This window comes from Paraglaciecola marina, from assembly GCF_004360155.1.
Taxonomy (GTDB): Bacteria; Pseudomonadota; Gammaproteobacteria; order Enterobacterales; family Alteromonadaceae; genus Paraglaciecola; species Paraglaciecola marina.
This window is the reverse complement of sequence record NZ_SAIS01000001.1, coordinates 205910-230187: the sequence shown is the minus strand read 5'-3', so window position 1 is coordinate 230187 and position 24278 is coordinate 205910. Positions and strand designations below refer to the sequence as shown.

Annotated in this window: 21 protein-coding genes and 1 other RNA gene; 9 read left to right on the top strand and 13 right to left on the bottom strand. The window is 36.7% G+C overall.

What is annotated here, in order from left to right; all coding sequences use genetic code 11:
* Positions 1-13: 13 nt before the first annotated feature.
* Positions 14-1825 carry a putative 2OG-Fe(II) oxygenase gene (locus EOK74_RS07110; RefSeq protein ID WP_133469294.1) on the bottom strand — a complete coding sequence of 604 codons (1812 nt, stop codon included), beginning with the start codon at positions 1823-1825 and terminating at the stop codon, positions 14-16.
* A 110-nt stretch (positions 1826-1935) separates the two neighbouring features.
* Between EOK74_RS07110 and EOK74_RS07105 the strand changes: the two genes are divergently transcribed.
* On the top strand, positions 1936-3498 hold the full coding sequence (locus EOK74_RS07105) for a tetratricopeptide repeat-containing sulfotransferase family protein (RefSeq protein ID WP_133469293.1): 1563 nt from the start codon (positions 1936-1938) through the stop codon (positions 3496-3498).
* Positions 3499-3509: 11 nt separating this feature from the next.
* On the opposite strand, the gene EOK74_RS07100 is transcribed toward EOK74_RS07105, so the two are convergent.
* The 4 genes from EOK74_RS07100 to EOK74_RS07085 all read right to left on the bottom strand — a co-directional run bounded on the left by EOK74_RS07100 (position 3510) and on the right by EOK74_RS07085 (position 9258).
* Positions 3510-4589, bottom strand: coding sequence for an aspartyl/asparaginyl beta-hydroxylase domain-containing protein (locus EOK74_RS07100; RefSeq protein WP_133469292.1), 1080 nt, complete (start codon positions 4587-4589; stop codon positions 3510-3512).
* Positions 4590-4604: 15 nt separating this feature from the next.
* Positions 4605-5624 carry a sulfotransferase gene (locus tag EOK74_RS07095; protein ID WP_133469291.1) on the bottom strand — a complete coding sequence of 340 codons (1020 nt, stop codon included), beginning with the start codon at positions 5622-5624 and terminating at the stop codon, positions 4605-4607.
* Positions 5608-6513 carry a class I SAM-dependent methyltransferase gene (locus EOK74_RS07090; protein WP_133469290.1) on the bottom strand — a complete coding sequence of 302 codons (906 nt, stop codon included), beginning with the start codon at positions 6511-6513 and terminating at the stop codon, positions 5608-5610. Before EOK74_RS07090 ends, EOK74_RS07095 begins: the two co-directional genes overlap by 17 nt.
* A gap of 87 nt (positions 6514-6600) precedes the next feature.
* Entirely contained in the window at positions 6601-9258 is a 2658-nt protein-coding gene (locus EOK74_RS07085) for a TonB-dependent receptor domain-containing protein (protein WP_133469289.1), read from the bottom strand.
* A gap of 293 nt (positions 9259-9551) precedes the next feature.
* On the opposite strand from EOK74_RS07085, the gene EOK74_RS07080 reads away from it, so the two are divergent.
* The gene (locus EOK74_RS07080) at positions 9552-9836 is read left to right on the top strand and encodes a late competence development ComFB family protein (RefSeq protein WP_133469288.1); all 285 of its coding nucleotides are present in this window, start codon (positions 9552-9554) and stop codon (positions 9834-9836) included.
* A gap of 14 nt (positions 9837-9850) precedes the next feature.
* Here EOK74_RS07080 and ffs read toward each other — a convergent pair.
* Positions 9851-9947, bottom strand: an RNA gene (ffs, locus tag EOK74_RS07075) — signal recognition particle sRNA small type.
* Positions 9948-10056: 109 nt separating this feature from the next.
* The gene (locus EOK74_RS07070) at positions 10057-11106 is read right to left on the bottom strand and encodes a Glu/Leu/Phe/Val dehydrogenase dimerization domain-containing protein (RefSeq protein ID WP_133469287.1); all 1050 of its coding nucleotides are present in this window, start codon (positions 11104-11106) and stop codon (positions 10057-10059) included.
* 214 nt (positions 11107-11320) lie between these two features.
* On the opposite strand from EOK74_RS07070, the gene EOK74_RS07065 reads away from it, so the two are divergent.
* Positions 11321-11788: an Lrp/AsnC family transcriptional regulator gene (locus tag EOK74_RS07065; protein ID WP_133469286.1), complete on the top strand. Its 468-nt coding sequence runs from the start codon at positions 11321-11323 to the stop codon at positions 11786-11788.
* Positions 11789-11924: 136 nt separating this feature from the next.
* On the opposite strand, the gene EOK74_RS07060 is transcribed toward EOK74_RS07065, so the two are convergent.
* The 6 genes from EOK74_RS07060 to pspA form a co-directional block, all read right to left on the bottom strand.
* Positions 11925-13463: a sigma-54-dependent transcriptional regulator gene (locus EOK74_RS07060; protein WP_133469285.1), complete on the bottom strand. Its 1539-nt coding sequence runs from the start codon at positions 13461-13463 to the stop codon at positions 11925-11927.
* A 209-nt stretch (positions 13464-13672) separates the two neighbouring features.
* The gene (locus EOK74_RS07055) at positions 13673-14713 is read right to left on the bottom strand and encodes a YcjF family protein (RefSeq protein WP_133469284.1); all 1041 of its coding nucleotides are present in this window, start codon (positions 14711-14713) and stop codon (positions 13673-13675) included.
* Positions 14710-16140, bottom strand: a complete 1431-nt coding sequence (locus EOK74_RS07050; RefSeq protein WP_133469283.1) for a YcjX family GTP-binding protein — start codon at positions 16138-16140, stop codon at positions 14710-14712. Before EOK74_RS07050 ends, EOK74_RS07055 begins: the two co-directional genes overlap by 4 nt.
* A gap of 62 nt (positions 16141-16202) precedes the next feature.
* Complete coding sequence (gene pspC / locus EOK74_RS07045) at positions 16203-16664, bottom strand: envelope stress response membrane protein PspC (RefSeq protein WP_133469282.1); 462 nt, start codon at positions 16662-16664, stop codon at positions 16203-16205.
* The gene (gene pspB, locus EOK74_RS07040) at positions 16661-16897 is read right to left on the bottom strand and encodes an envelope stress response membrane protein PspB (RefSeq protein ID WP_133469281.1); all 237 of its coding nucleotides are present in this window, start codon (positions 16895-16897) and stop codon (positions 16661-16663) included. The genes pspC and pspB overlap by 4 nt, the downstream gene beginning before the upstream one ends.
* Before the next feature lie 21 nt (positions 16898-16918).
* Entirely contained in the window at positions 16919-17596 is a 678-nt protein-coding gene (gene pspA / locus EOK74_RS07035; protein WP_133469280.1) for a phage shock protein PspA, read from the bottom strand.
* 211 nt (positions 17597-17807) lie between these two features.
* Between pspA and pspF the strand changes: the two genes are divergently transcribed.
* The 6 genes from pspF (at position 17808) to EOK74_RS07005 (ending at position 24252) form a co-directional block, all read left to right on the top strand.
* Positions 17808-18908, top strand: coding sequence for a phage shock protein operon transcriptional activator (pspF, locus tag EOK74_RS07030; protein ID WP_133469279.1), 1101 nt, complete (start codon positions 17808-17810; stop codon positions 18906-18908).
* Positions 18909-18983: 75 nt separating this feature from the next.
* Positions 18984-20555 (top strand): ABC transporter substrate-binding protein, encoded by a 1572-nt coding sequence (locus tag EOK74_RS07025; RefSeq protein ID WP_133469711.1) that lies wholly within the window; start codon positions 18984-18986, stop codon positions 20553-20555.
* Positions 20555-21592 carry an ABC transporter permease gene (locus EOK74_RS07020; RefSeq protein WP_133469278.1) on the top strand — a complete coding sequence of 346 codons (1038 nt, stop codon included), beginning with the start codon at positions 20555-20557 and terminating at the stop codon, positions 21590-21592. Before EOK74_RS07025 ends, EOK74_RS07020 begins: the two co-directional genes overlap by 1 nt.
* Positions 21579-22472 (top strand): ABC transporter permease subunit, encoded by an 894-nt coding sequence (locus EOK74_RS07015; protein WP_133469277.1) that lies wholly within the window; start codon positions 21579-21581, stop codon positions 22470-22472. The genes EOK74_RS07020 and EOK74_RS07015 overlap by 14 nt, the downstream gene beginning before the upstream one ends.
* Positions 22472-23467, top strand: a complete 996-nt coding sequence (locus EOK74_RS07010) for an oligopeptide/dipeptide ABC transporter ATP-binding protein (RefSeq protein WP_133469276.1) — start codon at positions 22472-22474, stop codon at positions 23465-23467. The genes EOK74_RS07015 and EOK74_RS07010 overlap by 1 nt, the downstream gene beginning before the upstream one ends.
* On the top strand, positions 23467-24252 hold the full coding sequence (locus EOK74_RS07005; protein ID WP_133469275.1) for an ATP-binding cassette domain-containing protein: 786 nt from the start codon (positions 23467-23469) through the stop codon (positions 24250-24252). The genes EOK74_RS07010 and EOK74_RS07005 overlap by 1 nt, the downstream gene beginning before the upstream one ends.
* Positions 24253-24278: the final 26 nt, after the last annotated feature.

Here is a 24278-nt window from a genome sequence, read left to right as displayed (position 1 = left end):
GGATAAATAGTAATCATTTAGGTAAAATATCAAAAGCTACTGTCAGCCTGTTATCAATACTTTTGAATGGCTCAGTTCCATGCCACATGAATGAAGGGAATAAAACTAGTTTTCCAGGTTCTGGTTTTACCCACTTTTCGGCTTTCAATTCAACAGTTGAAACAACTTCAGGCTTACCGAGATATAACCACCCTGCGCGCTTACTATGATTTAGGTCTTTAGGGACCGACACGTAATAGGCACTACTAAAATACCCCTTACTATGAACATGGGATTTATGGTAGCCACTACTCTTCAAATTTACAGACCAAGAAGCAGAAAATTCAAACTCTTTTTTCATCTGCAGCAAAGGCTTAGGTAAGTTCTTAGGTAAATTAGAAAACACTTGTTCTGCGGTCAGTCTCAAAGCTTTATTAAGTTCTTTGATAATAGGAATAGGCCTATTAAGTAACTCCCCTGGTGTTTGAGTACCTGATATTAAAGATTGCTCTAAAGGATGCTCCTTAGTTACGTGTAATGTTTGTAATGCTACCTTTAATTCTGAGTTAAAATCTTCAATACATGTAAACCTATTTGGCAAGATTAACTCTCTAGACTGAACATACTTACTAAAATTACATAGCTCATGATAACGTTCATCTCTTAATAAACGTAATGACGTAGTATATAACGCCCAAAAATATTGATTATTAGGTTCTCTTAGCACTAGCTCTGATACAGTATCTATACTTAACTTAAAGCTTCCTAGAGCAAAATAGGTTCTTGTCAAAATCTCTAATACGGAGTTTGGTAGCCTTTTTAACTCAGTACCTAGCTTTTGATAAAAGTCTAATATTACTTCGTAATTCTGTTGTTTTTCTTGAATACTCATCCAAAGAGCATGCAAATTTATACTAGGGGGAGCCTTTTTAACCAACCAGTCAAATTCAGCTTCTGCAGCTGTAAAGTTACCAGACTTCACTAAAGCTTGTATAAAATCTGTGTGAAGATTGATTGGCATTTTATTTCTTGTAATTTGCTGATAATTGCCTAAATAATTTTCTTGACCCATTTCAAAAGATAAAGAGGATTTAAATTTATGCAACAACCTACTATTTGGTAATCGACTCAGCCCTGCATCAATAATATCAAGAGCTCCCTGTGGATTTTTCAATTGTAGCTCAATCAAAGCCAAATTTTCATAGCCCTCATCATTGGAGGGTCTCTGCTCTAAATATTTCTTAAAGTAACCTTTAGACTCAACATATTCGCCCTGCTCACTTAACAACCTAGCCTTATCATTTATTACCATTGGATGATTAGGGTCTGACAGTTCTGCTAACCCTATATATTTAATTCTTTCAATTTCATTTCCTAATCCAGCGTAAGCACGAGCAATTCCTAGTAGAGCTAAAGTTTTATGTGAGTTTGATTTTACAGTTTGCAAAAAAATTGATAATGCAATTTGAAAGTCCTTATTCATCAACCTTATAAATCCTAGCTCTTGGAGATAATTAACATTACTTGATTCTAATTTGGTAGCCACCTCTAGATGAGCAATCCCTTGTTTAAGTTCTCCTATTTTTTTAAACATTTTACCCACAATGAATTGTAGTTCTGCTTGTTCGCCATTTAAAGATAGTGACTTTTTAAAATATTCTAGAGCTTTAATATCTTGCTTTAGTCTTTGGTATGCAGAACCTATAGTAAGAAATAGACGAAAATCTTTCATACCTGATTCTTCAAGTTGTGAAAACACTACCAAAGCTTGTTGATATTGACCTTGATGCATTTTTTGCATCGCTAAATTTAACTTACTTTGTAATGATGCTTGATTAGTTAACATGAAATAACTTTAAGAAAATCTCTCTATAATTTTATTTAGAACTTAATATTGATGACATACAATAGGCTATTTAATTAAAATAATTAACTAACCTTTTTTGAGGCAACCTCTTGAACGAAAGATTTAAACGTCTGTTAACAGAAGCTGAACAGTATATACGAGATGGTAAACTTAGCTCCGCTCATTTAGCACTCAGAAAAGTAATAAAAAAAAGTCCTCTATTACCGGACGCATTAATTGTTAAGTCCCAACTAGAATTTGCTGAACTCAAATTTTTTCAAGCAAATGAAACCCTATGCCTAGCACTTGAGCATGCGCCTAACGAGTATTCTATATTAGATAAATTACTAATCCTATTCGAAAAACAAGAGCTATACTTTAAAATAATTGAGGTTTTAGTCAAATTAAAAACATTGAAACAAGATGATTTAAATCTACATTACCGCTATGCATTATCATTACTTAGAATAGGTCATATTGCAGAATCAATATCTGAATTAGAAGCTTGTATAGAACAAGAGTTTGAAGATGAATTTGCTTTTCTAAACTTAGGACACGCATATAAAGCTAAAGGTAACTTTACGAAAGCAGCTCAATGTTACAACACATTTATAAACAGAACCCAAGCTCAATCTGGCTATGGTTATTGGAGCCTTGCAGATTTAAAGAATTACAAATTTACAACAACCCAAGTATTAGAAATACAAAATAAACTTAAGAGTAGTGACTGTCAAAAAGACACTAAAAATTACGGTTTAACCCAATTAGCTATGGGTAACAATTATGATAAGCAGCAAAACTTCAAACTCGCCTTCGAGTTGATAAAAGAAGGCAACTCTAATATAGGTTTAAACCGAAAATTTAGTAAATTAGCATTTACTAAACTTGTAGAAGATATACTAAAAACCATGGCTACATATACAGATATATGTACAAATGAAGAAGTAGTTAATCCAATTTTTGTAATTGGCATGCCTCGCTCAGGAACAACACTTGTGGAGCAGATTTTATCTAGCCATAATCAGGTTATAGCAACGGACGAACTCCCTTTTATAGAAAGAACAGCAATCCCCTTATCTCTTAACGGAAATTATGCCAATAACCTCACCAATATGCCGGAAACAATTAGACAACAATTAGCATCGAATTATATAAAACAAGCATCTAACTATATTGATCGTCCATGTACCTTTTTTATAGATAAAAACCCAACAAACTTCTTACACCTGGGTTTAATTCTTAAATTATTTCCTAAAGCTAAAATTATAAACCTAATTCGAACCCCTTTGGATAACGCTTTTAGCGTTTTTAAACAACACTTTAGTTCTGGAAATGACTTTAGTTACAAAATTGAAGATATCAGTTGTTATATGCAAGGTTACTACAACTTAATGAATCACTGGACATCATGTTTTGGAGAAAAAATATATCATCAAAGTTATGAAGAGCTAGTAACACAACCAGAAAAAAACATAAGAGACCTTCTGAACTATTGTGAGTTAGATTTTCAAGAGTCTTGCTTGAATTTCCACAAGTCTAAAAGGCCAGTATTAACCCCTAGTTCAAGCCAAGTAAGACAACCAATGTCTACAAAATCAATTAATACTAGTGAACCATATCGGGAGTTAATGGAGCCTTATGCATCCATTATATCCAATCTAAAAATTACTTAAGGAGGGAGCTATCAACTAATATGTCCATGACAATATTTATATTTTTTACCTGAGCCACATGGACACAAAGCATTTCTAGAAATGGGTTTATCAACTTTGCTATTTGGTATTTCTATATCTTGGTTTACATTAAAGCTCGACTCAACCTCGACATTCAGCACCGAGTCGATGATGCAATGCAAAAACATGCGAGGAGCAGGTGTTCCATTAGACAAAAGTACTGTTGAGTCATATTTCATAACCCCCTCATAAGCCGCTTGACGAAGTGCATGATAGTGTGGCCAACCTTTACGATTTAATCCGTACTGGCTCCACAAGCAGCGCCAATCCTGACAAAACCGAGTTATTTTCTCAATCATTTGAGCTGCATCGGATTCTTTGCCTACATCATCAATTTGAATTTCTTGTATTAACTCATTAGCTAAATAATCCACTTCACCGGGGGACATGACAAGTGGAGAATTATACACTTCTGTCATGACTTGCTGCTTCGTTCCACCTTCAAAATGAGTCACGCCAAAGTTTTTGTTATACTCTAGGTCCCAAGGTACTCGACCTTGTTTAACAACATCCCAAAATTTAGAAGACCCTGTAATATCAATAACCAAGTGTACCCTAAAAACATCGCTATCATTTTTAACTGTGTGATATTTCCAAGAATCAAAAATCCAAGCTTCACCACTTTGCATATTTACTTGCTGATCACCACAGTGAAATATGACTTTTGGGTTAGTAATTATAGGTACATGAATACGTACTCTTTTATACCAATGATAATTTATATCTGAGTGCAATGGCACTTCACACCCAGGCTCCAACCCCATTAACCTAGAGCGACCAATAACCTCATTAAAACTACCAATAACCTGCATTAAGTATGGGCTAGCTTTTAAAACCTGAGTGCAGGCCATTTCACCTTTAAATTCGTTGTTATTACCACCGCCAACTGATACTAGTGGTATAGAGAAGTTACCTTTAAACCCTTCATGATGAGCAATCCAATGACTTCTGGGAATAGCGTTTACCTCTGCTTTGAGCTTTTCTGCATCAAACAAAATAGGAAGCTGGATAAATTCCTGCGCTAACTTCATTACCTACTCCTTTTTTTAACTTAATCTACCATGGCAATATTTAAACTTTTTTCCGGAGCCACATGCACAAATTTCATTTCTTGACTGTCTAGATTCTACCGAACCACTATCAATACTACTCAATTTTTCAGCCGAAAAACGTGTGGAAATATCACTTAAAAATGGTTCTAAACCATTTTCACTCAACCATTTATTAACCGGTTTTAAGCCATTCTCAATCTGTGATTTAACCTTACTAAGATCAGTTATATTTTTAAGCCACTTATCTGCTTGGGGAGTAGTAAGAGTATATCGTGACAAGGGAAGTGTACTCGTCATACTAGTGTTATCTGACATTAACTCTAAATCAGCAAACTCATAAATTTTATTTAAAGTGGAATTAGGTGTATTTACGAGATCTTGGTAGCAAACAGTAGTCACTCTATTTAAGTCTATTTTTTCTAAAGAATCTATAATACTTTTATTAGCATTGCTCCATTGATGTGTTGCAATCTCAACTAATGAACTACCTATATGATCTTTCCAGTTATCACTCAATAATAACGACCATTGATTTTTCGGCCACATAGGTAAATCGGGATAGGTAACAAACCGTCTAGAACGCCAGGCATCCAAAATACTACTAATATTTTCTAGAGGATCACGTGCCAAATAAACAAACTTGGCATCTGGAAAAACTTCATTTAAAAAATTAACCCTCAATGCGTTTTTAGGGGTTTTTTCGAGTAACCTAATAACTCCATTTTCTAAAGTATATTTATCACCATTATGGTTAATACTTTGATGTAAAAATTTATTGTGTAAAACACTGATGACTTCACTTTTAGCATCAATTTTTTCTAACCTATTCGACACATACCCTCGTTTCAATGTAGATAACTCTGGAATATGCTCAATCAACGCGTGACTTTCACCACCAATACTCCATAAATTGGGGTGCTTCGCTAAAGCTTCAAACAAAAGTGTACTACCTGCCCTCGGTGCAGATAGAATAATTAAAGGCCTATCGATTAAAGACCTACCTTTTGAAGCCATTAACTTTCCTTGCAATTATATTCCCATGTTCGTTTAACAAAGCAAACTCAGAAACCTCAAGTGAGCTGTCTGCACATAGATCTGTAAGTAGCTGGTATTTTTTTTCATTTAATGAAGCATCAATTAAATCAGTTAAACGCTCAACTTGCCCAAGTAATTCTTTTTTGAATAGACTTAGCATTTCAAGACGTTTCTCTACTCCCCAATTTTTAGACATTACATACTTTAAGAATGATGGGAAATTAGTCCCCCAAATACCCTGTCTATTTTTAGCCACTAGCTCTCCAATCAATTGATTCAACTTAACTCTTTCAACGTCAGCTCCTTTGGAACTATCTCCATGCGAACCGATTTGCTGAATCATACGTTTCATTGTTGTTAACGCCCCTTCCTGAGCATTTAATTCATGAGCAGCTTTCAAAATTAGATTATTAGGCTTTACAATACTCGACTGGCTATCGTGTAAAACAAACTGAAATTTTGCTCCAGACTTCAACACTCTGCTTAGCTCTGGTATGGCTAAAGTAAGATTTGAATACTCAATACCAAATTGACTAACGCCTACATCGAATTTAGCATCATTAAAAGGTAGACTTTCTGCTTGTATATTTGAAAAAAATTTCATTTGAGGATCAACAGCAAGCTCCTGTGTAATACTCAGAGTTGCACTATCAATCCCAAATAAGTTGGTATTCTTATTGGCCTCTCTAGCCAGCGCTAATAAAGCTCCGTTGCCCGTGCCAATATCCAGAATACTTGCAGTATCATCATTATTTTTAAAAAAGGCCTTCCAAGTATCAGCTAATAAGCCCTGATAGTTTCCCTTAATCTCTTCTCCAAAGGAGGTTAAATGGCCTTGTTTCCAGTATTGACTCCAATAATCACTCATCCAATCTAATCCACTCAAATAGAAGACAAAAAAAAGTCCGATGTAAATCGGACTTTTTACTATTAAGTTAGTAATTAATCGTAAAGATTAGAAACTAATTTGATAGTTAACTCGGATATCTCGACCAAAGTTATTATAAAGGTCAGCATTATCCCAAGTTCCAGATGAAGACAATACAGGATCTTCATCAGTTAAGTTATTCACTGTAAATGATACAGTACCGTACTCACCTGCATTATAAGAATAAGTAAGGTTATGAATCAACCAGCTATCTAACTTACCTGAAGTTTCCCAAACACCATCAGTCAATGCATTATCATCAGGGTCAGTTAATACTTCGGCTTCCGTAGTACTATCAGTATAAGTCAGGTTCCAAGCTACAGAGTGATCGCCTAATGACCAAGCTAAAGTCGCAACAGACTTAAATTCTGGCTGTCCAGACCAACCAGCAGTATCGACTACAACACCACCAAGTTCTTGGTCGTAAGATAAGATAATACTGTTAACGTTGTTGAAGCGGAAGTCACCAAACTCAGTTTCAACCATACCAGTAAAGGTTAGATCGATACCTTCAATTTCGAAACCTTCGCCGTTAAAGTAACCAGTACCGGCTTCTACTAAACGACCACCATCAGCACCATTTAAACGTTTTAAATAAAACGTTTCTTCAGATATGTCAGCATCAGCATCAAATGCAGTGATTTTACCAGCAGCTTCATCTAGTAGTAAAGAGTTCACTGATTTAGTTTGGATTACGTTGTCTATAGAAAGCTTAAAGTAATCTAACTTAATACCAAACTCATCTGTGACATCCCAAACTGCACCTAAATTAACATAGTCAGAAGTTTCTGCGCCTAAGTCAGGATTAGATTGATAATAAGTATCATACTGAGCTGATGTACAGTCTACAGGCTCAATACCATTTTCAGCACACTGTTGGTAATCTGTAGCACTTTCAGCACTAAAGGTAGTTGCGGCATTTAACTCATCAAGACCAGGTGCACGGAAAGATTCAGAGTAAGACGCTCTTAATACTACGCCTTCCATCACTTCCCATCTAACTTTTGCAGAAGGAGAAACGTTTGAACCAAAATCAGAGTAGTCATCGTAACGAACAGCAATGTTAACTTCTACGTCATCTGTTACAGGTAATACTGATTCAAAGAACAAAGAAGATATATCACGTTCACCGGCTGCACTGTTACCAGCCGAACCACCAATTAGGCCAGCAGCTGATTGTGCATCATAAATATCAGCATAGGTTTGTTCCATAAATTCAGCACCAAAATAATGCTGCACAATTCCGCCATTTAACTCGAACATGTCAAAACCTATACCAGCATACAACTGATTAAAGGTAGACTTCGAACTAGTTAAAGTAGTTGCACTCATGTTGGCAACACCTTCTTCACTACCTAAATCGATACCGTTAGCTTCGTTATATGCTAAACCACCATAACTTAGGTAATACTCACCCACTTGCTTATTATCTGCTACGTTGTTGTGGAAATACACTTCCCAAGACGCATCATTCCAATCAAGGTTACCTCTAAAACCAGTGGTATAATCTTGGTTGTAATCATCTGTATTACCATCACGTGTACCAATATCAACCCAACGGAAATAACCAAATACTTCTTCATCAAAAGGGTTATGATCACTAGAAACAGGAACGGCATACCATGGAGCGGCAGGCGGAGCGTAACGACCGAATGAAGAGTTTTGAACAAACATTGCTTGACCAAACCATTCGATATCGTCAGTTATCTCATAGTTAGAGTTTACGTATAGAGTATTACGGTCGATTGAGGCTGTATTATATGAAACGTTAGCGTAACCATAGAAACAACCAGTTGAACCTGGGCCCCATGCATTATCAGCATTTGCTTCAATAAAGGCATCGCCATATTCGGAAATTAAATCTCCACAAAGAGGAGATGCTAATAAGTCTCCATCAGGTGTAACTATATTTGCACCGTAGAAAGAATAACCGCTTGTTTCTTCATACTGAATAACACCGTCACCATTTAGGTCAGATGCTTTAGCTTTTGTGTAATCACGTGCGCCATCTGAAATACCTTTACGCTCCTGATGATCGAAAGCGAAGGTAATGTTGCCTTTGTCGTTTGATAAACCGCCAACAATAGAGAACTCTTTTGATGTAGTGCCTTCATCGTTTGTACGATGCCCAACACCTCCACTAATAGTTAAGCCTTCGAAGTTTTCTTTTAGTATAACGTTTACAACACCAGCCATGGCATCTGAACCATATACAGCTGAGGCGCCTTCCGTCATGATGTCAATACGTTCAACAGCAGCAAATGGAATCGCATTTAAGTTAGCAGATGCACCACCTAGCGTAGGAGAACCTGGGAAACGACGGCCGTTCAATAGAACTAAAGTACGTCGAGAGCCCGCCCCTCTTAAGTTAATTGTCGCTTGAGATTGAGCTGAACTACCTGAACGTTCAGAGAATGAACCAAACGAGTTCAATGAACTGCTACGCAAAGCGTCAGCTACAGTAAAATCACCTTCAAGTTTGATATCTGCGGCCGTAATAGAAATAACTGGTGAAGACCCTTCTAAGTCTGTTCTCTGAATTCGAGAACCCGTTATTGAAATTTTCTCTACTTCGTCAACAGCTTCTTGAGCAACAGCCAAACTAGGTAAAGTCATAACTGTAGAAGCTGCACCCGCAGCAATAGCTAAACGAATCGACTTCGTCAATTTTGAATTTGTAAACATGTATGTCTCCCTGGACCACAATTTTTAGTGTGTTAAGTCGTTAAAACGACTTTTTAATATTGAAAGGTAGTGAACCTCACATACGATAATATACATAACGCATACACTTGGTCAACTGACTAACCTCAATAGATTCGAACTTATTATCAATGAATCTAATATATATCGTTCACTTTGTATGAATATCAACCAATAAACAAACTTGACTCTAATCTAATCAAAAACAATTCTCATATTTTAAAAAATACATATATAGTTAAAATCTGACTATTACTTTATTGAGGTAACCAAATATGAAGTTAGACGACGATATCCACAATTATTACGAACATCTAGTTTTAGAAAGAATAGAAGCTTTGGGCCTACACAAAGTAAAAAGTGAAGACTACTTGGCAGATTTGTGTTGCCTAGCACTAAATCAAATCCCGCCAAGGTATATTAGGTTTGAAGTGGATATGTCTTTTTACTTACCTCAAAGTGAAAGGCAACAAATGCAAATGAATGCTGTGAATGCCATTAAACAGGCAGTTGAGTATTTAGATGTAAACACCAAGGAAGTAACATCAAAGCAGAAATAGAAATATTGGTGGTGTCCTCTCAGCCACACCTCGGCACATGAGTAGTTCGCTGCGGCTGCTCCCTTCCAGGCCTGACCGGGTTCACAAAGTATCATTGCGAGGGGACCAAAAGGCCACCATTGAAAATCTTAACGCGTGTATAAGCACTAAGGCGGCGCATTATGAACAAAGCAATAATGTTATGCAACATCATTTTTAAATACATTGACTAATTGGCTATTTATTTGCCAAAACGTTCTTCAGCAATCTTATTTGCAATAAGGTTAGTGGCCTTAGATTCAGCTTTTGAACGTCGATAAATTTCAATTAGCGTTTGTTCAATTGCCTCAATATGTTCCTTAAGCTTTTGTTTTGAACTCACGATACTTTGATGATAAATATCAATCACGCCACCAGCATTAATGACATAGTCCGGCGCATATATAATACCTTTTGTCATTAATATTTCGCCAAACTCCTCTTTTTCTAATTGATTATTCGCAGCCCCAGCCACTACCCTAACTTTTAATTCATTAATTGTGTTTTCATTTAAAGTAGCTCCTAATGCGCATGGTGCATAAACATCGACATTTAAACTATGTGCCTCTTCGATGGTAACGGCCACGGCATCATAGGCTTGAACTGCCTTTTCTATATTCACTTGATTTATGTCAGTAACGTATAGTTTGGCCCCACTCTTGTACAAATGTGCGGCCAAGCGCATTCCTACTTGACCGAGTCCTTCTATCAATATACTGGTATCTTTTAATTCTTGACCGAGGGCATAATCAACACTGGCTTTTAAGCCTACAAATACACCATATGCTGTGGATGGTGCGGGGTTACCATCGGTTGAGTTGTTATCAAGGTGATATTTAGCATGTGTACCTGCAACATAAGATGTTGTTTTTTCAATCAACTTCAGATCAATCACTGTCATCCCAGAGTCTTCAGCGCTAATATAATTTCCAGATAAACTATCTATAAACTTCCCCATAGCGGCCATCATTTCAGGTGTTTTTTCTGTACTTGGGTCCCCAATAATTACTGCTTTTCCCCCTCCTTGTTTTAACCCAGCCATAGCAGCTTTATAAGTCATGCCTTTTGATAACCTTAGAACATCATGTAACGCATCCTCACTTGATTTATATGGCCACATACGGCAACCACCCAAACTTACTCCCAACCCAGTATTATGAATAGCAATAATGGCAGATAAACCAGAGCGCTTATCTCGACAAAATGCTACATGTTCGTGATTATCAAATTCACTATGTTCAAATATCGACATTTAACACAACCTCCTTTAATTTAGCGACTGCATTCTAGTGATATTTGGGAGGATAACTTTTGCAACTTCAGCTAAGTGTCAATTTCCTTTAAAATCTCTTCATGGCTGTGCTACCAATGCTAGGACAAATATCCTAATTAATTCTTGAATAAACGTACTTTTTTCAGCATGCTACAATCCAAATTATAAACCCTAATTTAGTCGAGCCCTTGTAATGAAACTTGACAAGTTTGATCGTGAAATTTTGCGTGTAATGCAAAAAGATGCCACTGTGTCTATGGCAGACCTTAGCCAGAAAGTTGGACTATCCCATACTCCATGCTGGAGAAGAGTAAAACGTCTTGTTGCTGAAAAAATAATACTTCAAAAAGTAACTCTTTTAGACAATAAAAAGTTAAATTTAGGTGTATCTGTTTTCATATATGTGACCCTGAAAAACCATGATGGTGAGTCATTGAACGATTTTGAGAAAGCAGTTCAAAATATTGAAGCAATAGTAGAGTGCCACACTACCAGTGGCGACAAAGACTACTTATTGAAAGTTATAGTTGAAAGCATAGAAGAGTATGAACACTTACTAAAAACCAAACTCACTAATCTACCATTAGTCGATCACTTGAGTTCTACTTTTGCCCTAAAACAAGTTAAAAATACTACTGAACTGCCAATCAAAAATTTGTAGTGTATATTTTAGACGTTTAACTTAGGTTTGATTAGAATTAATCAACAACTTATAGAGCTTAGGGTGTAATGAAGAAAGTTCATAAATGACTAAATAGTAGGGCGGTAGCAGAGTAAAAATAGTTTGGTATTCTTCATCAAATAATTTTTACAGTTTTTTTGTTTATTCCATAGTCTCTCAATTTATTAGCCACAGCGGTATGACTTAACCCTAGCCTTTTGGCTAATTGTCTTGAACTGGGAAAGCTAGGGTACAAGCGCATTAAAATTTCTTTTTCAAATCGTTTAACTTCATCTTCTAAACTACCGTTGAATTCTTGAGAGACAATACTACTTGTTGCTGAGCATGAAGGTAGCTGAATATGGAACTTATCTATTTCATTACCTTCCAATAAAGAAACGGTGCGATAAAGAGCATTTTCTAGTTGCCGAATATTCCCAGGCCAAGGGTAAGTTTGCAGGTAATCCGTGCAAGCTTTAGTCAATCTTGGTGTTTGACGCCCTAATTTCATACTATGTTGCTTTATAAATCGCTCTGTCAGAGCAATAATGTCCGACTTTCTCTCCCTCAAGGGAGGTAAAAATAGACTCAAAACATTCAATCGATAAAACAAATCTTCACTAAAACTACCTCTTTGAACCAAAGCGCCTAAATCTTTTTGAGTAGTACTAATTATGCGTACTTCTAGAGGCCTACTACCTGATTCTCCAACTCTCTGATAATAACCACTTTGCAATATTTTAAGAAACTTAGTTTGAATGTCTGAAGGTAAGTCAGCGACTTCATCCAAAAACAATGTTCCTCTATTTGCTAAATCTAATAGCCCCAACTTTTCATCGTTTTCACCAAAAAACTCTATACTTGCCTCTTTTCCAGCTAGTATTCGACAATCTACAACAATGAACTTGCCATCTTTATTACTACTTCCTTCATGGCATGCTTTAGCCAAAAGCTGCTTACCTGTCCCTGTTTCACCAAACATCATTATTGGCTCGTCTAATTCAGCCATACGTTTAGCGTCTTTTATAACGTTTTTCATAGCTTTACTATCTGCTTGGATTGAAACAAAGTTGTCAGCCGTTCCTTGATTAAATACGGTAAGCTGTTGCCCTAACCTATATTCTGACTTAAGTAAAAATACAGCCCCAGCCATAATAGATTGCCCCCCTATATCCGGCACCATTACAGGTAACATATCAACTAAATAATCTTGTTCCAAAAAACGTATTTTTTGAACTTGTGCTTGGGGGTTTTCACTCTCTAGCCATCGTGAAACATTAAAACCTTTCAACAAGTCACCAATGGGAAGATTTACAACCATTTCTTGTGGTAATGATAGCTGGGTCAAAACTGCATCATTTATTAAAATGATCCTACCTTTTGTATTAACCGAAAACACTGGATCTGGAAGTGTTTTCAACAGTGTTTGTAGTTGATGCTGCTCTCGCTCTATTGGCATAAAAGGGGCGGTTTTAACGTCTTTTATTCCATCAATCTTGCGGATTTTCGGCATTAAATGTTGAAGTTCTGAAAACTCCATATTAGGGAAATTAAGAAATATCTTACCCATTTCATCAATTTCGATACCCCGCAAATTAATTTCATGCTCAACTAATATATCTAGTATATCTTGAGCTATACCCAATCTATCCTGACAATTAATTTCTAAACGCATTGAGCTCTCCAAATAAAAAAGGTTAATTAAATGATGACAGAAAAGCTAAACTGTAAAGATATTATTACAAAAGATAAAGGAAATTAGCGCGGTCCCAAAAAGTACATGCGTACTAAGACGATTACTAAAAACGGAACTGTAAAGTTATCATATTGATATATGGTAGGTTTAAATTGGTTATTTTTGGTTGAGACTATTTCTAATAAAAATTAGTTTATTTTACTATTTAGTTCCGTCAATAATTGCTTACTAATATTGGCAATACCTGGCTTGTTTTCTGCGCTCCAACTTAACGGCCTGCATTGTTCCATCGCTTTTATTCCGATACGAGATGTTAAAACTCCAGCCCCTAACCCTTGTGCGACTCTAGTGGATAATTTCCCCGTAATACCAGCCCCTAATGCGTAGTTACCTGCATCTGATAGAATTTCTGCAGCACCTGCATACACCATATTATTAAAAATATTACGAATAAGTTTTACCCTTCCCCAATACCCTAAATGTAATCCATATATTTCACTTAATTGATTCATCAACCTGATGTTTCGCCATAACACGATAAACATATCTAACATGGCAAAGGGGCTGACAGCGATCATAACTCCCGCTGCTGAGGCATTATTTGTAACTTGTTTAATCGCTATTTTGTCAATAGGGGTCAAGACATTATGTTCAAACAAACACATAATTTCATGATCATTATGAATATCATCCAAACTATCCTGCCAGTTAGTCACTAAAAATTGATAACTTTGCGGTAGCCTAGAAGCTAAGTTTAAGCAATGAGATTCAGCAAGCCCTATGGTAGGGCTATTAGTAATTTTATCAGAAGTTTCCCTAAGCTCATTTTGCCTCCTTAGTTCTTGTAAACCTCTCAATTCTGACAAAAGCATGGTTATAAAAAATATCAAAGCGACACCAAATATACCCAACCAAATTGCACCTAACCAATCTGAATTACGAGTAATTTCAATCACAAACATAACAAGCTCAACAATGCTCGCAACAATTACAGCTAATGTAAGAAATATAAACCATCTTTTACGAGATGTTTTAACCTTAGTTTGAGGCTTATATTCTAATTGTTCCTCCTCAAAAACACTTTCAGCCATTATGTCTGTTGACACCATTTCATTTAGTATTTTCGCTGGCTTAATATCCTTATGTTGAGGTTCTGTAATGGTTGAATTATTAACTACTTTAGCACTTTTAATTTTGTTATCAGCATTTTTTGAGTCATTATTTTTCATGCTAATTTATCAGCCAATAGAAAATCTAACACCTGATCCATACGTATATGTGGAAGCGAGTAACTTGCCCCTAATTGAGGTGGCGAAAATTTTGGAAATTCAAATTTCTGTGATATCCAAAAATTTGGGGGAGGACAACATTGGGGTACCTCTCCAGGAAACAAAGTTATAGTATTTCCATTTTCATCCTGCCCTTGTAAAACTTGAATATTAGCGCCATCCAGTTCACTGCTTCCTGACTTTGAAGCTCTAATAGAAGCAATAGCAGTAGACTCTGTTTGCACACCTTTAAATTGAATTTTTTTTCTAGCATTGCGCAGCATGCTTTCCAATAACTTGACTAGGTTTCCCTGTTGGTCTGGAGTTATATGGTCAGCTTTGCTAGCAGCAAAAACTAACTTATCAATCTGAGGGTGGAATAACCGATTTAAAATACTTGAAGAGCCGTATTGAAAGCTTCCCAAAATCCAGTCAATCGCTTTCTGTAAGTCCTGATAACAATTATATCCGTTATTTAGAGCACTTAAGCAGTCAACCAATATGACTTGCCTATCAAATTTTCTAAAATGCTCTTGAAAGAAAGGCTGAACCACACGAGCTTTATAATGTTCAAAACGACTAATCAATAAATCTACATTACTGCCCTTTTTAACATGCTTTAAATTGAGCTTTAATTCTGAGTTATCAGTAAAAATAAGTGGGAAGAAATGTAACGCAGGCGCCCCATTTAATTCTCCAGGTAAGATAAAACGCCCTGGTTGTAGTAGTTGAAACCCATTTTCTTGACAGCTAGCTAAATATTGCGCATAAAGGTCCGCAATATTTTTTAACGCCAGCTCATCACCTGACTCTTCTAACTTTAACTTAGATATAGCATCAATAAATGGCTTTGCTAATTTTGCTCTTAATGGATCTTCTAGTTCAGAACTACAATGTTCAATCCATTGCTCATAGCTCATATCGAGTAAAGGTAAATCAAGTAACCACTCGCCAGGGTAATCAGTAATATCCAAGGTTAGCGTCGCATCTTTCGTCAGATATTTACTGACACCACTACTCTTTTTATACTTAATTTTCAGTCTTACCTGTGAAATACCTTTTGTCGATAATGGCCATACAGGCTCTAAGTTTGTCAGCGATATCATTGCATCTTCATATGCGAACCGTCTAAATGTTAGATTAGGCTGCACATCTCTTTTAACACCGACTAATCGAGCTTCACGAACCACATTAAAAAAAGGCAAGTTTGCTTCCTCATTGGCTTCAAGCAGTTGGTTAACTAACGAAGTAATGAAAGCTGTTTTACCGCTGCCACTTAAACCAGTTACCGCTAAGTTAACATGATGGTCTACTAATCTAGAGGCCGTCATTTTTAACTTTTGCTTTGTTCGCTGAATATTCCGATGTTGTAAAATTGAGCTATCCATCTAAATCAAAATTAACCTTATCAATGTAACAAAAATGATATCTAAAACTAATTAGTAGAAACTTATAAGTTGTTTATCTCTCTATTGAGTTGAAATTCAGAAGAAGTTACATATTTTTCTACTTTTCTAAGTCTTTTTTCATTGTTCTCAAACTGCTGTTTAATATCGATAAAAGCTTGTTGAGGTGGCTCACCTGCTTGCCAGATTTTTGATTTCACAACCACTTTTTCTGGCTCATCTGTATTTGTGTTATGCCAACCTTTACCTGTTTGTTTGGTACTCTTTGCCTCAGTAAATTGATTGTGCTCTTTTTTACTCCCCATATTTATTGGTTTTTTCTCTAAAATAAACCAACCAGCAATATAACCAATAAAGAAAAATGGAGGGGCCAGTAAAAAGAACCCTGTTAAGGTAAGAATACGAACCAGCCATAGCTCAAGCCCAAAATATTCAGCTATGCCAGCGCACACGCCGGCAATTCTTGCTTTACCTGGGTCCCGATATAAGGTTCCTCGATTATTCATACTTTGTTTCTCCACTGAGGCGCTTCAGCATCCAAAATTGACTCCAAGGTATGAATGCGATCAGCCATTTTCTCTGCCCTGTCAGCCAACTCTTGTAAATTTCCATATTCATCTTCTGACAGCCCTTGGCTTATTTGTTTCTTACTGCGGTAATGTAAAATAAGCCAAATTGGTGCGACAAAAATCATAAACAAAATGATTGGCGTTACTATAATCCCAATAATTCCTTCCACAATGACTCCCCTTACTACTACTTATTTATTCGAATCTGCTGATTTACTTTGCATTGTTTTCTTTAACGCTGCCAATTCATTATCTATATCATCGTCAGACTCAAGCTCAGCAAATTCGTCTGCCAATGTTTTCTTGCCTAAGTCATACGCATCAACTTGTGACTCCAAGTCATCAATTTTACGTTCGTATTGTTCAAACCGCCCCATAGCTGCATCTACTTTACCGCTATCTAGACTTTTCTTAACTTCTAACCTTGAGCTTACTGTTTTTTGACGCAGAATAATGGCTTTCTGGCGTGCTTTGGCATCAGCCAACTTATCCTGTAACTGTCCTACTTCATTCTGAAGTTTGGTAATCTGTTCATCTACAACGCTTAGCTCAGTTGTTAATATTTGCACTTGCTCATCACACTTCTTCTTTTCCTGAAGAGCGGCTCGAGCTAAATCTTCACGCTCTTTACTAATAGCAAGCTCAGCTTTTGACTTCCAATCTTTTGATTCAGATTGAATTTTATTAATTGAAGCCGAAATTTCTTTTTTACTCGCTATCGTTTTAGCTGAAGCAGAACGCACTTCAACTAAAGTGTCTTCCATTTCTTGTATGATTAAACGCACCATTTTCTCTGGATCTTCAGCCTTATCTAAAATGGCATTAATATTTGAGTTCACTATGTCAGTGAAACGAGAGAAGATACCCATATTATTTACCTCTATTATCTAATGTTAGTTAAATGGTATTACTTAACCTGATTATTACAAGTACTGGTTATTCAATTACCGGGCCAACCTATAAAAACTTATAAGCTATTGAATTTATTTAATTAATAAATAAAATCATAAATACTGGGATCTGGCGTAATTAGTAAGTACACTATTACTTAGTCGTTTAGACCAATTTTTAAGGATATTGATGAGCCGTTTTCGCCAACAAGATAATCTACTAGGTCAATCTAATAATTTTTTAGAAGTATTAGAGCAAATATCACAAATAGCTCCATTAAATAAACCAGTGCTCATTATTGGTGAACGAGGTACTGGTAAAGAGCTTGTTGCAGCTAGATTACACTTTTTGTCTAAACGCTGGGATCAAACATATTTAAAGTTAAATTGCGCGGCTTTAAATGAGAGCTTATTAGAAAGTGAATTATTTGGATATGAGGCAGGGGCATTTACTGGAGCATCTAAACGTAGAGAAGGTCGATTTGAAACAGCACACAATGGCACCCTATTTTTAGATGAATTGGCAAATACTTCTGGAATGATCCAAGAAAAATTACTTAGAGTAATTGAATATGGTGAATTTGAAAGGGTGGGTGGTTCGCGCAGTGTTAAAGTAGATGTGCGGCTCGTCGCTGCGACGAATGAAGATTTGCCTGCGCTTGCTGAATCGGGTGAATTCAGAGCTGATTTGTTAGATAGGCTAGCCTTTGACGTTATTACTCTGCCCCCTCTCAGAGAGCGTAAAGAAGATATTATGATGTTAGCCGAAAACTTTGCTATCAATATGGCTAGAGAGCTAGAAATGGAGTTATTTAGTGGTTTTACTGAAAAAGCCAAACGAACTCTTCTTGATTATCATTGGCCCGGAAATATCAGAGAGCTTAAAAACGTTGTTGAACGAGCAGTATATCGAAGTAACAACCCACATATTCCTGTCCACCAAATAATATTAGATCCATTTGAATCTGAATATCGTCCCAAAAACCGAATTAAAACCAGTGATAGAGTAACCCAAACGCCCCATAAAAAAGAATCTCCAGTTGAAAGTACAACAATCATTCAAAAAGAAGAGTCTACAATAACGGCAGAAGAAGCCTCACAGTTTGAATTTCCCGTAGAGTTAAAGGAATTATCCCAGAATTTTGAGATAAATCTTATTAACCAAGCACTGACAGATAGTCAGTTTAACCAGAAGAAAACGGCAGAAAAACTAGGCTTAACTTACCATCAATTAAGAGGTTACCTAAAAAAATACAATTTGTTAGAACAAGCAAATGAGGATATGGGTTAAGTTAAACCAGTGAATATAATAAAGAGACACCACATATCCTATTCAACTAAAACCTTAATTGTATTTGTTTTTAGTATGACCTTACATGCATGTGATGCATTGATTACTTCAAAAACCGATCCTAATGGAATTGTATATTGTTCTGAAGGCAGTCCATCTAGTTTTAATCCACAGTTAGATACATTTGGCACAACGGTTGATGCATCCTCCCATCAACTGTATGACAGATTATTAGATTTTGATCAAACGTCTGGTGAAATAGTTCCCGCCCTTGCCACTAGTTGGATTATCAGTCCGGATGGAAAGACCTACACTTTTCAACTACGAAAAAAAGTAGCATTTCATAATATTTCAACATTTACGCCTTCGCGATATTTTAATGCTGACGACGTATTATTTAGCTTTAATAGGTGGCGGTTATCGACTCATCCATACCATCAAGTATCAGGTGGTCGATATCCGTATACGGATAGCCTCAATCTGAATAAACTCATCAAAAGTGTTAAACGATTAAATGGATATAGAGTCGAAATTACTCTTCAAAAGCGAGAGAGTTCATTTCTAGCGAACCTTGCGACTGATTTCGCTATTATTTTATCAGCCGAATATGCTAAGACGTTAACCGCCCGTAATCAAAAGCAACTCATTGACTCTGTACCAGTGGGAACAGGCCCTTATAAATTAAGTGACTTTAGACAAGACCAATATATAAAATACAGTAAACATCCAGAATATTGGCGTAGTGACAAGCTGACCGACAAACTTATATTTGATATCACCCCATCAAGCTCTCTACGTTTGGCGAAATTAATAACAGGCGAATGTGATGCCATTGCATTACCCGCACATAGTGAACTTGAAGTTGTAAGGCAACAAGATAATTTGGTACTAGATGAAGAGCCAGGCCAAAACGTTGGGTTTTGGGCTTTTAATACATCCAGACCCCCTTTTGATAACCCCGCAATACGCCGTGCTTTATCTATGGCTGTTGATCGGAATGCCTTGCTAGAAGCTATTTACTTTGACAGCGCTATAGCAGCTCAAAATATTGTGCCGCCCACATCTTGGGCCTTTCAACCTGATGTTAAAAAGGTAAATTTCAACCCTACAGCGGCTAAAAAAATGTTGCGTGAAAATGGTATTGAAGATGGTTTCAGCATGACGGTATGGGCAATGCCAGTAAAACGCTCTTACAATCCAAACGCAATGAAAATGGCAGAACTCATTAAAGGTTATTTACAGGATGTTGGCATTCAGGTAAATATAATCAGTTATAAATGGTCCATCTTTAGAGAGAAACTTTCACTAGGCCTTCATGACTCAGTTTTGATTGGATGGTCAGCCGACAATGGCGACCCAGACAATTTTTATCGCCCACTTTTATCATGCGCAGCGATTGAATCAGGTACAAATAGAGCCATGTGGTGCTTTGAAAAATACGATCAAATAATCAACGAAGCATTAGATTATTCAGATACTCAAGAAAGAGCATACTTTTATGGACAAGCAAATGAGCTTTTAGCTGAACAATTGCCACTGTTACCCATAGCCCACGCGTCTAAATACCAAGCCCACCGAAAAGAGTTAAACGGGTTGCTTATCAATCCTTATGGCGGAATAAGATTTGGCGGAGTAACTAAGCACTGATGTTAAATATTCTATTGCGTTATACGAATTTGATTATAATAACTTTATTTATTCTTAGTTTATTATCATTCGCCCTTGCCTATCTTTTTCCCGGTGACCCAATTGAAATAATGACTGGGTTAAAGCTTGAAGAGTTACAAAAGCTACAAAACCAAAGTGTCAATATAGGCTATGATCCAGAAGGCGGAGTACTTTCTCAGTATGGACATTATATGTCTGAACTATTTTCAGGTAATTGGGGGGTCAGTTTTAATTCAGGCCAACCCTTATATGAAGAAATTATGCAGTCTTTGCCCGCGAGTATCGAACTGAGTGCCTATGCTCTTACTATTTCTTTGATTTTAGGGCTGCCGTTAGGTTTTATAGCAGCATTGAGGCACCATAAGTTACCTGATTACACTTTATTGTCCTTTAGCGTAGTGGGGTATTCCATACCTGTATTTTGGTTAGCACTTATTTTAATTTTAGTATTCTCTTTGCATTTTGGTTGGTTACCTCTTTCTGGAAGGCTCAGTTTAATATTTGATGTTCCAAATAAAACTGGGTTTATACTAATCGATATTTTAATGTCAGATATAGACAATAAGCATGCAGTACTGCTTGATGCATTAAGACATTTAATATTGCCAACTCTTTCCATTGCTATCGTTACAACCACTTTAATATTAAGAATAACAAGGCGCTCGGTTATTGAAACTCTTAATAGTGAGTTTATACAAGCAGCATACGCTAGAGGGTTAACAACACGTCAAGTATTAGTACGACACGGTATCCGCAATGCATTAATTCCAATTTTACCACTATTGGCGATGCAGTTTCCTACCCTACTCACTAACGCCATGATTGTAGAAACTATATTTTCTTGGCCTGGTATTGGTAGCTGGTTAATTCAGGCAATTTATCAACAAGATTACTCCGCTATTCAAGCTGGAATGCTAGCGGTTTCTGTATTTGTTGTCTTGTTTACCATGTCAATTGATATGTTACTGCGGTTAACAGATCCAAAACGTAAGAAGGTTGAACGTGGCACGATTTAATTTATACCAAGAAGAGCAGCACCCTTCACCGCTCCAGTATACGTGGTTAGAGTTTCAAAAGAACCATATCGCCATGGGTGGCTTAGTCTGTTTAGTATTATTTATTTTGATCACTGTTTTTTGTCCACTGCTTGCACCATTTGACCCAAACTTACAGAAAACAGGAAACATTTTAGTTCCCCCCTCATGGGACGCTAACGGCGGTATAACTCACATATTTGGTACTGATGGACTAGGAAGAGATATACTTTCTAGGGTCTTGTATGGATGTAGAATGACCTTTGGTATCAGCATTTTATTGGTGGTTTTTGCACTTTTAGTTGGTGTGGGTTTAGGTGCAATAGCAGGAATGAGCAAAGGATTTAGATCTAGTTTTTTAAATCATACCTTAGACTCAATCCAAGCTATTCCCACAATATTGATCGCTATCATAATCATAGCAATATTAGGGACAGGCTTAGTAAACAGCATGTGGGCAATCGTATTAGCACTTATCCCACAGTTTGTGCACCAAACTCGTGATTTTGTTCGAAGTGAACTTTCCAAGGAATATGTCATGGCAGCGCGACTAGATGGTGCAAGTAAAATACAACTATTTGCTCGCTCTATCCTGCCGAATATGGGTGAAACCTTAGTCATGCAAGCAACACTCGCACTATCAATTTCTATACTAGACATTAGCGCTTTAGGTTTTTTAAACCTAGGGGCACAAGCGCCTTCTTCTGAACTTGGTGCATTATTATCGCAAGGAATTGAAGTTGCCTATATCGCCCCATGGAATATTGCCTTACCTGGAGGCGCACTTTTTCTTATGGTAGTGTCTGTGAATATTGTTGGAGATGGTTTACGCTCTGCATTAAAAAATAGACTACTTCACTAATGATATTATTGGATGTAAAAAACCTTACCCTAGAAATGGATATTGCTGGAGACTGGATAAAAGCGCTGGACAAGGTAAACCTAGTCATAAACGAAGGGCAAATTCACGCGCTTGTTGGGGAGTCTGGTTCGGGAAAGAGTATTATAGTAAAAGCAATCGTAGGTGCTTTGCCAAGTCATTGGAGGATTACTGCAGATAGAATGACATGGCGTGGGCAAAACCTATTAACCATGTCTTTAAAAAAACGTCGGCAGCTGATACGTAACGACATTTCAGTGATTTTTCAGAACCCTATCGACTCCCTCGATCCCTTATTAACACTAGGAGATCAATTAAAAGAAATGATCCCAAAAACAAACCTAACTAAGGGTTGGTTTTGGGAGCGAAATAAACAAAAGCAAGACATAGCAATTAGTTTGCTGCACAAAGTAGGCATTAAAAACCATGAACTATGTTTAAAGAGTTACCCTCATCAAATAGCAAGTAATGTCATTCAAAAATTTATGATTGCAATGGCAGTAGCGTCAGAGCCCAAATTGATCATTGCTGATAATCCTACAAAAGGTATGGAGGTCACAACCAAAACACAGATACTAAATTTATTGAGCCGAATTAATCAAGTTCGTGATATGAGTATATTATTCGTTAGCCATGATCTTTTAGCAATATCGAGTATGGCTTCATATATGACAGTATTATATTGCGGACAAACCGTTGAAAGTGGTGACTTACGGTTGCTAAGAAAGCGAGCTTTCCACCCTTATACAAAAGCACTACTTGATAGCGCCCCTAGTTTCAGAAAAGACCTTCCAGCGAAGTCAGCGTTAACATCTTTAGAAGGCACAATCCCTACCCTACATCATTTACCCACAGGCTGCAGGTTAGGGCCAAGATGCCCAAGAGCTAGACGGGAATGTGTTATTATGCCTGTATCTAGAAGAGTACATAATCATTATTATAGCTGCCACTTTCCCATCCATAGGGATACTAAATAGTGGAATTATTTAAAGTAGAAGACTTAATATTCAATAACCAAAAACAAAATTTTTGGTCAAATACTCCCGCTACCTATGAGTTAGGTCCAGTTAGCTTTAACCTTAAAGCAGGTGAAACACTAGCCATAATTGGAGGAAACAGCTCAGGTAAGTCACTATTAGCAAAATTATTAGTTGGCTTGGAAAGGCCTAATAGTGGCAGGATCCTTATGAACGGTGTAGAAATAAATAATGCCGATCTTACTTCAAGCTGCCATGACATCAGAATGATTTTTCAGAATAGTAACGAATCTTTAAACCCAGGATTAACCTTAGGGGCTATTTTAGAAGAACCTTTGAGATTGAATACAAAGCTTGATACCCAACAACGCAATAACCTTGTAGTAAAAACCTTAAGAAAAGTTGGATTGATGTCTGATCATCAATTTTTTTACCGTCACATGTTATCAGATGGACAACGACAACGTGTAGCCTTAGCAAGAGCGTTAATTCTAAACCCTAAAGTTGTTGTAGCAGATGAACCTTTTGCAGCCCTAGATCCGTCTGTACGCTCTCAAGCTGTTAATTTGTTGATGCAATTACAAAAGGATTTGGGGATTGGCTTTATTTTTATATCTCACAATTTAGGAATAGTAAGACATATTTCAGATAAAGTTATTGTGATGCAAGATGGAAAAGTCATTGAATCAGGAAAAACTGAAGTTATATTCACTTGGCCAAAAGCCGAATACACTAAAAAATTAGTAGATGCTCACCAAGCATTAGTTAACCGACAAGGCTCTTAAAATAATAAACTTAACAGCTAGGTAGT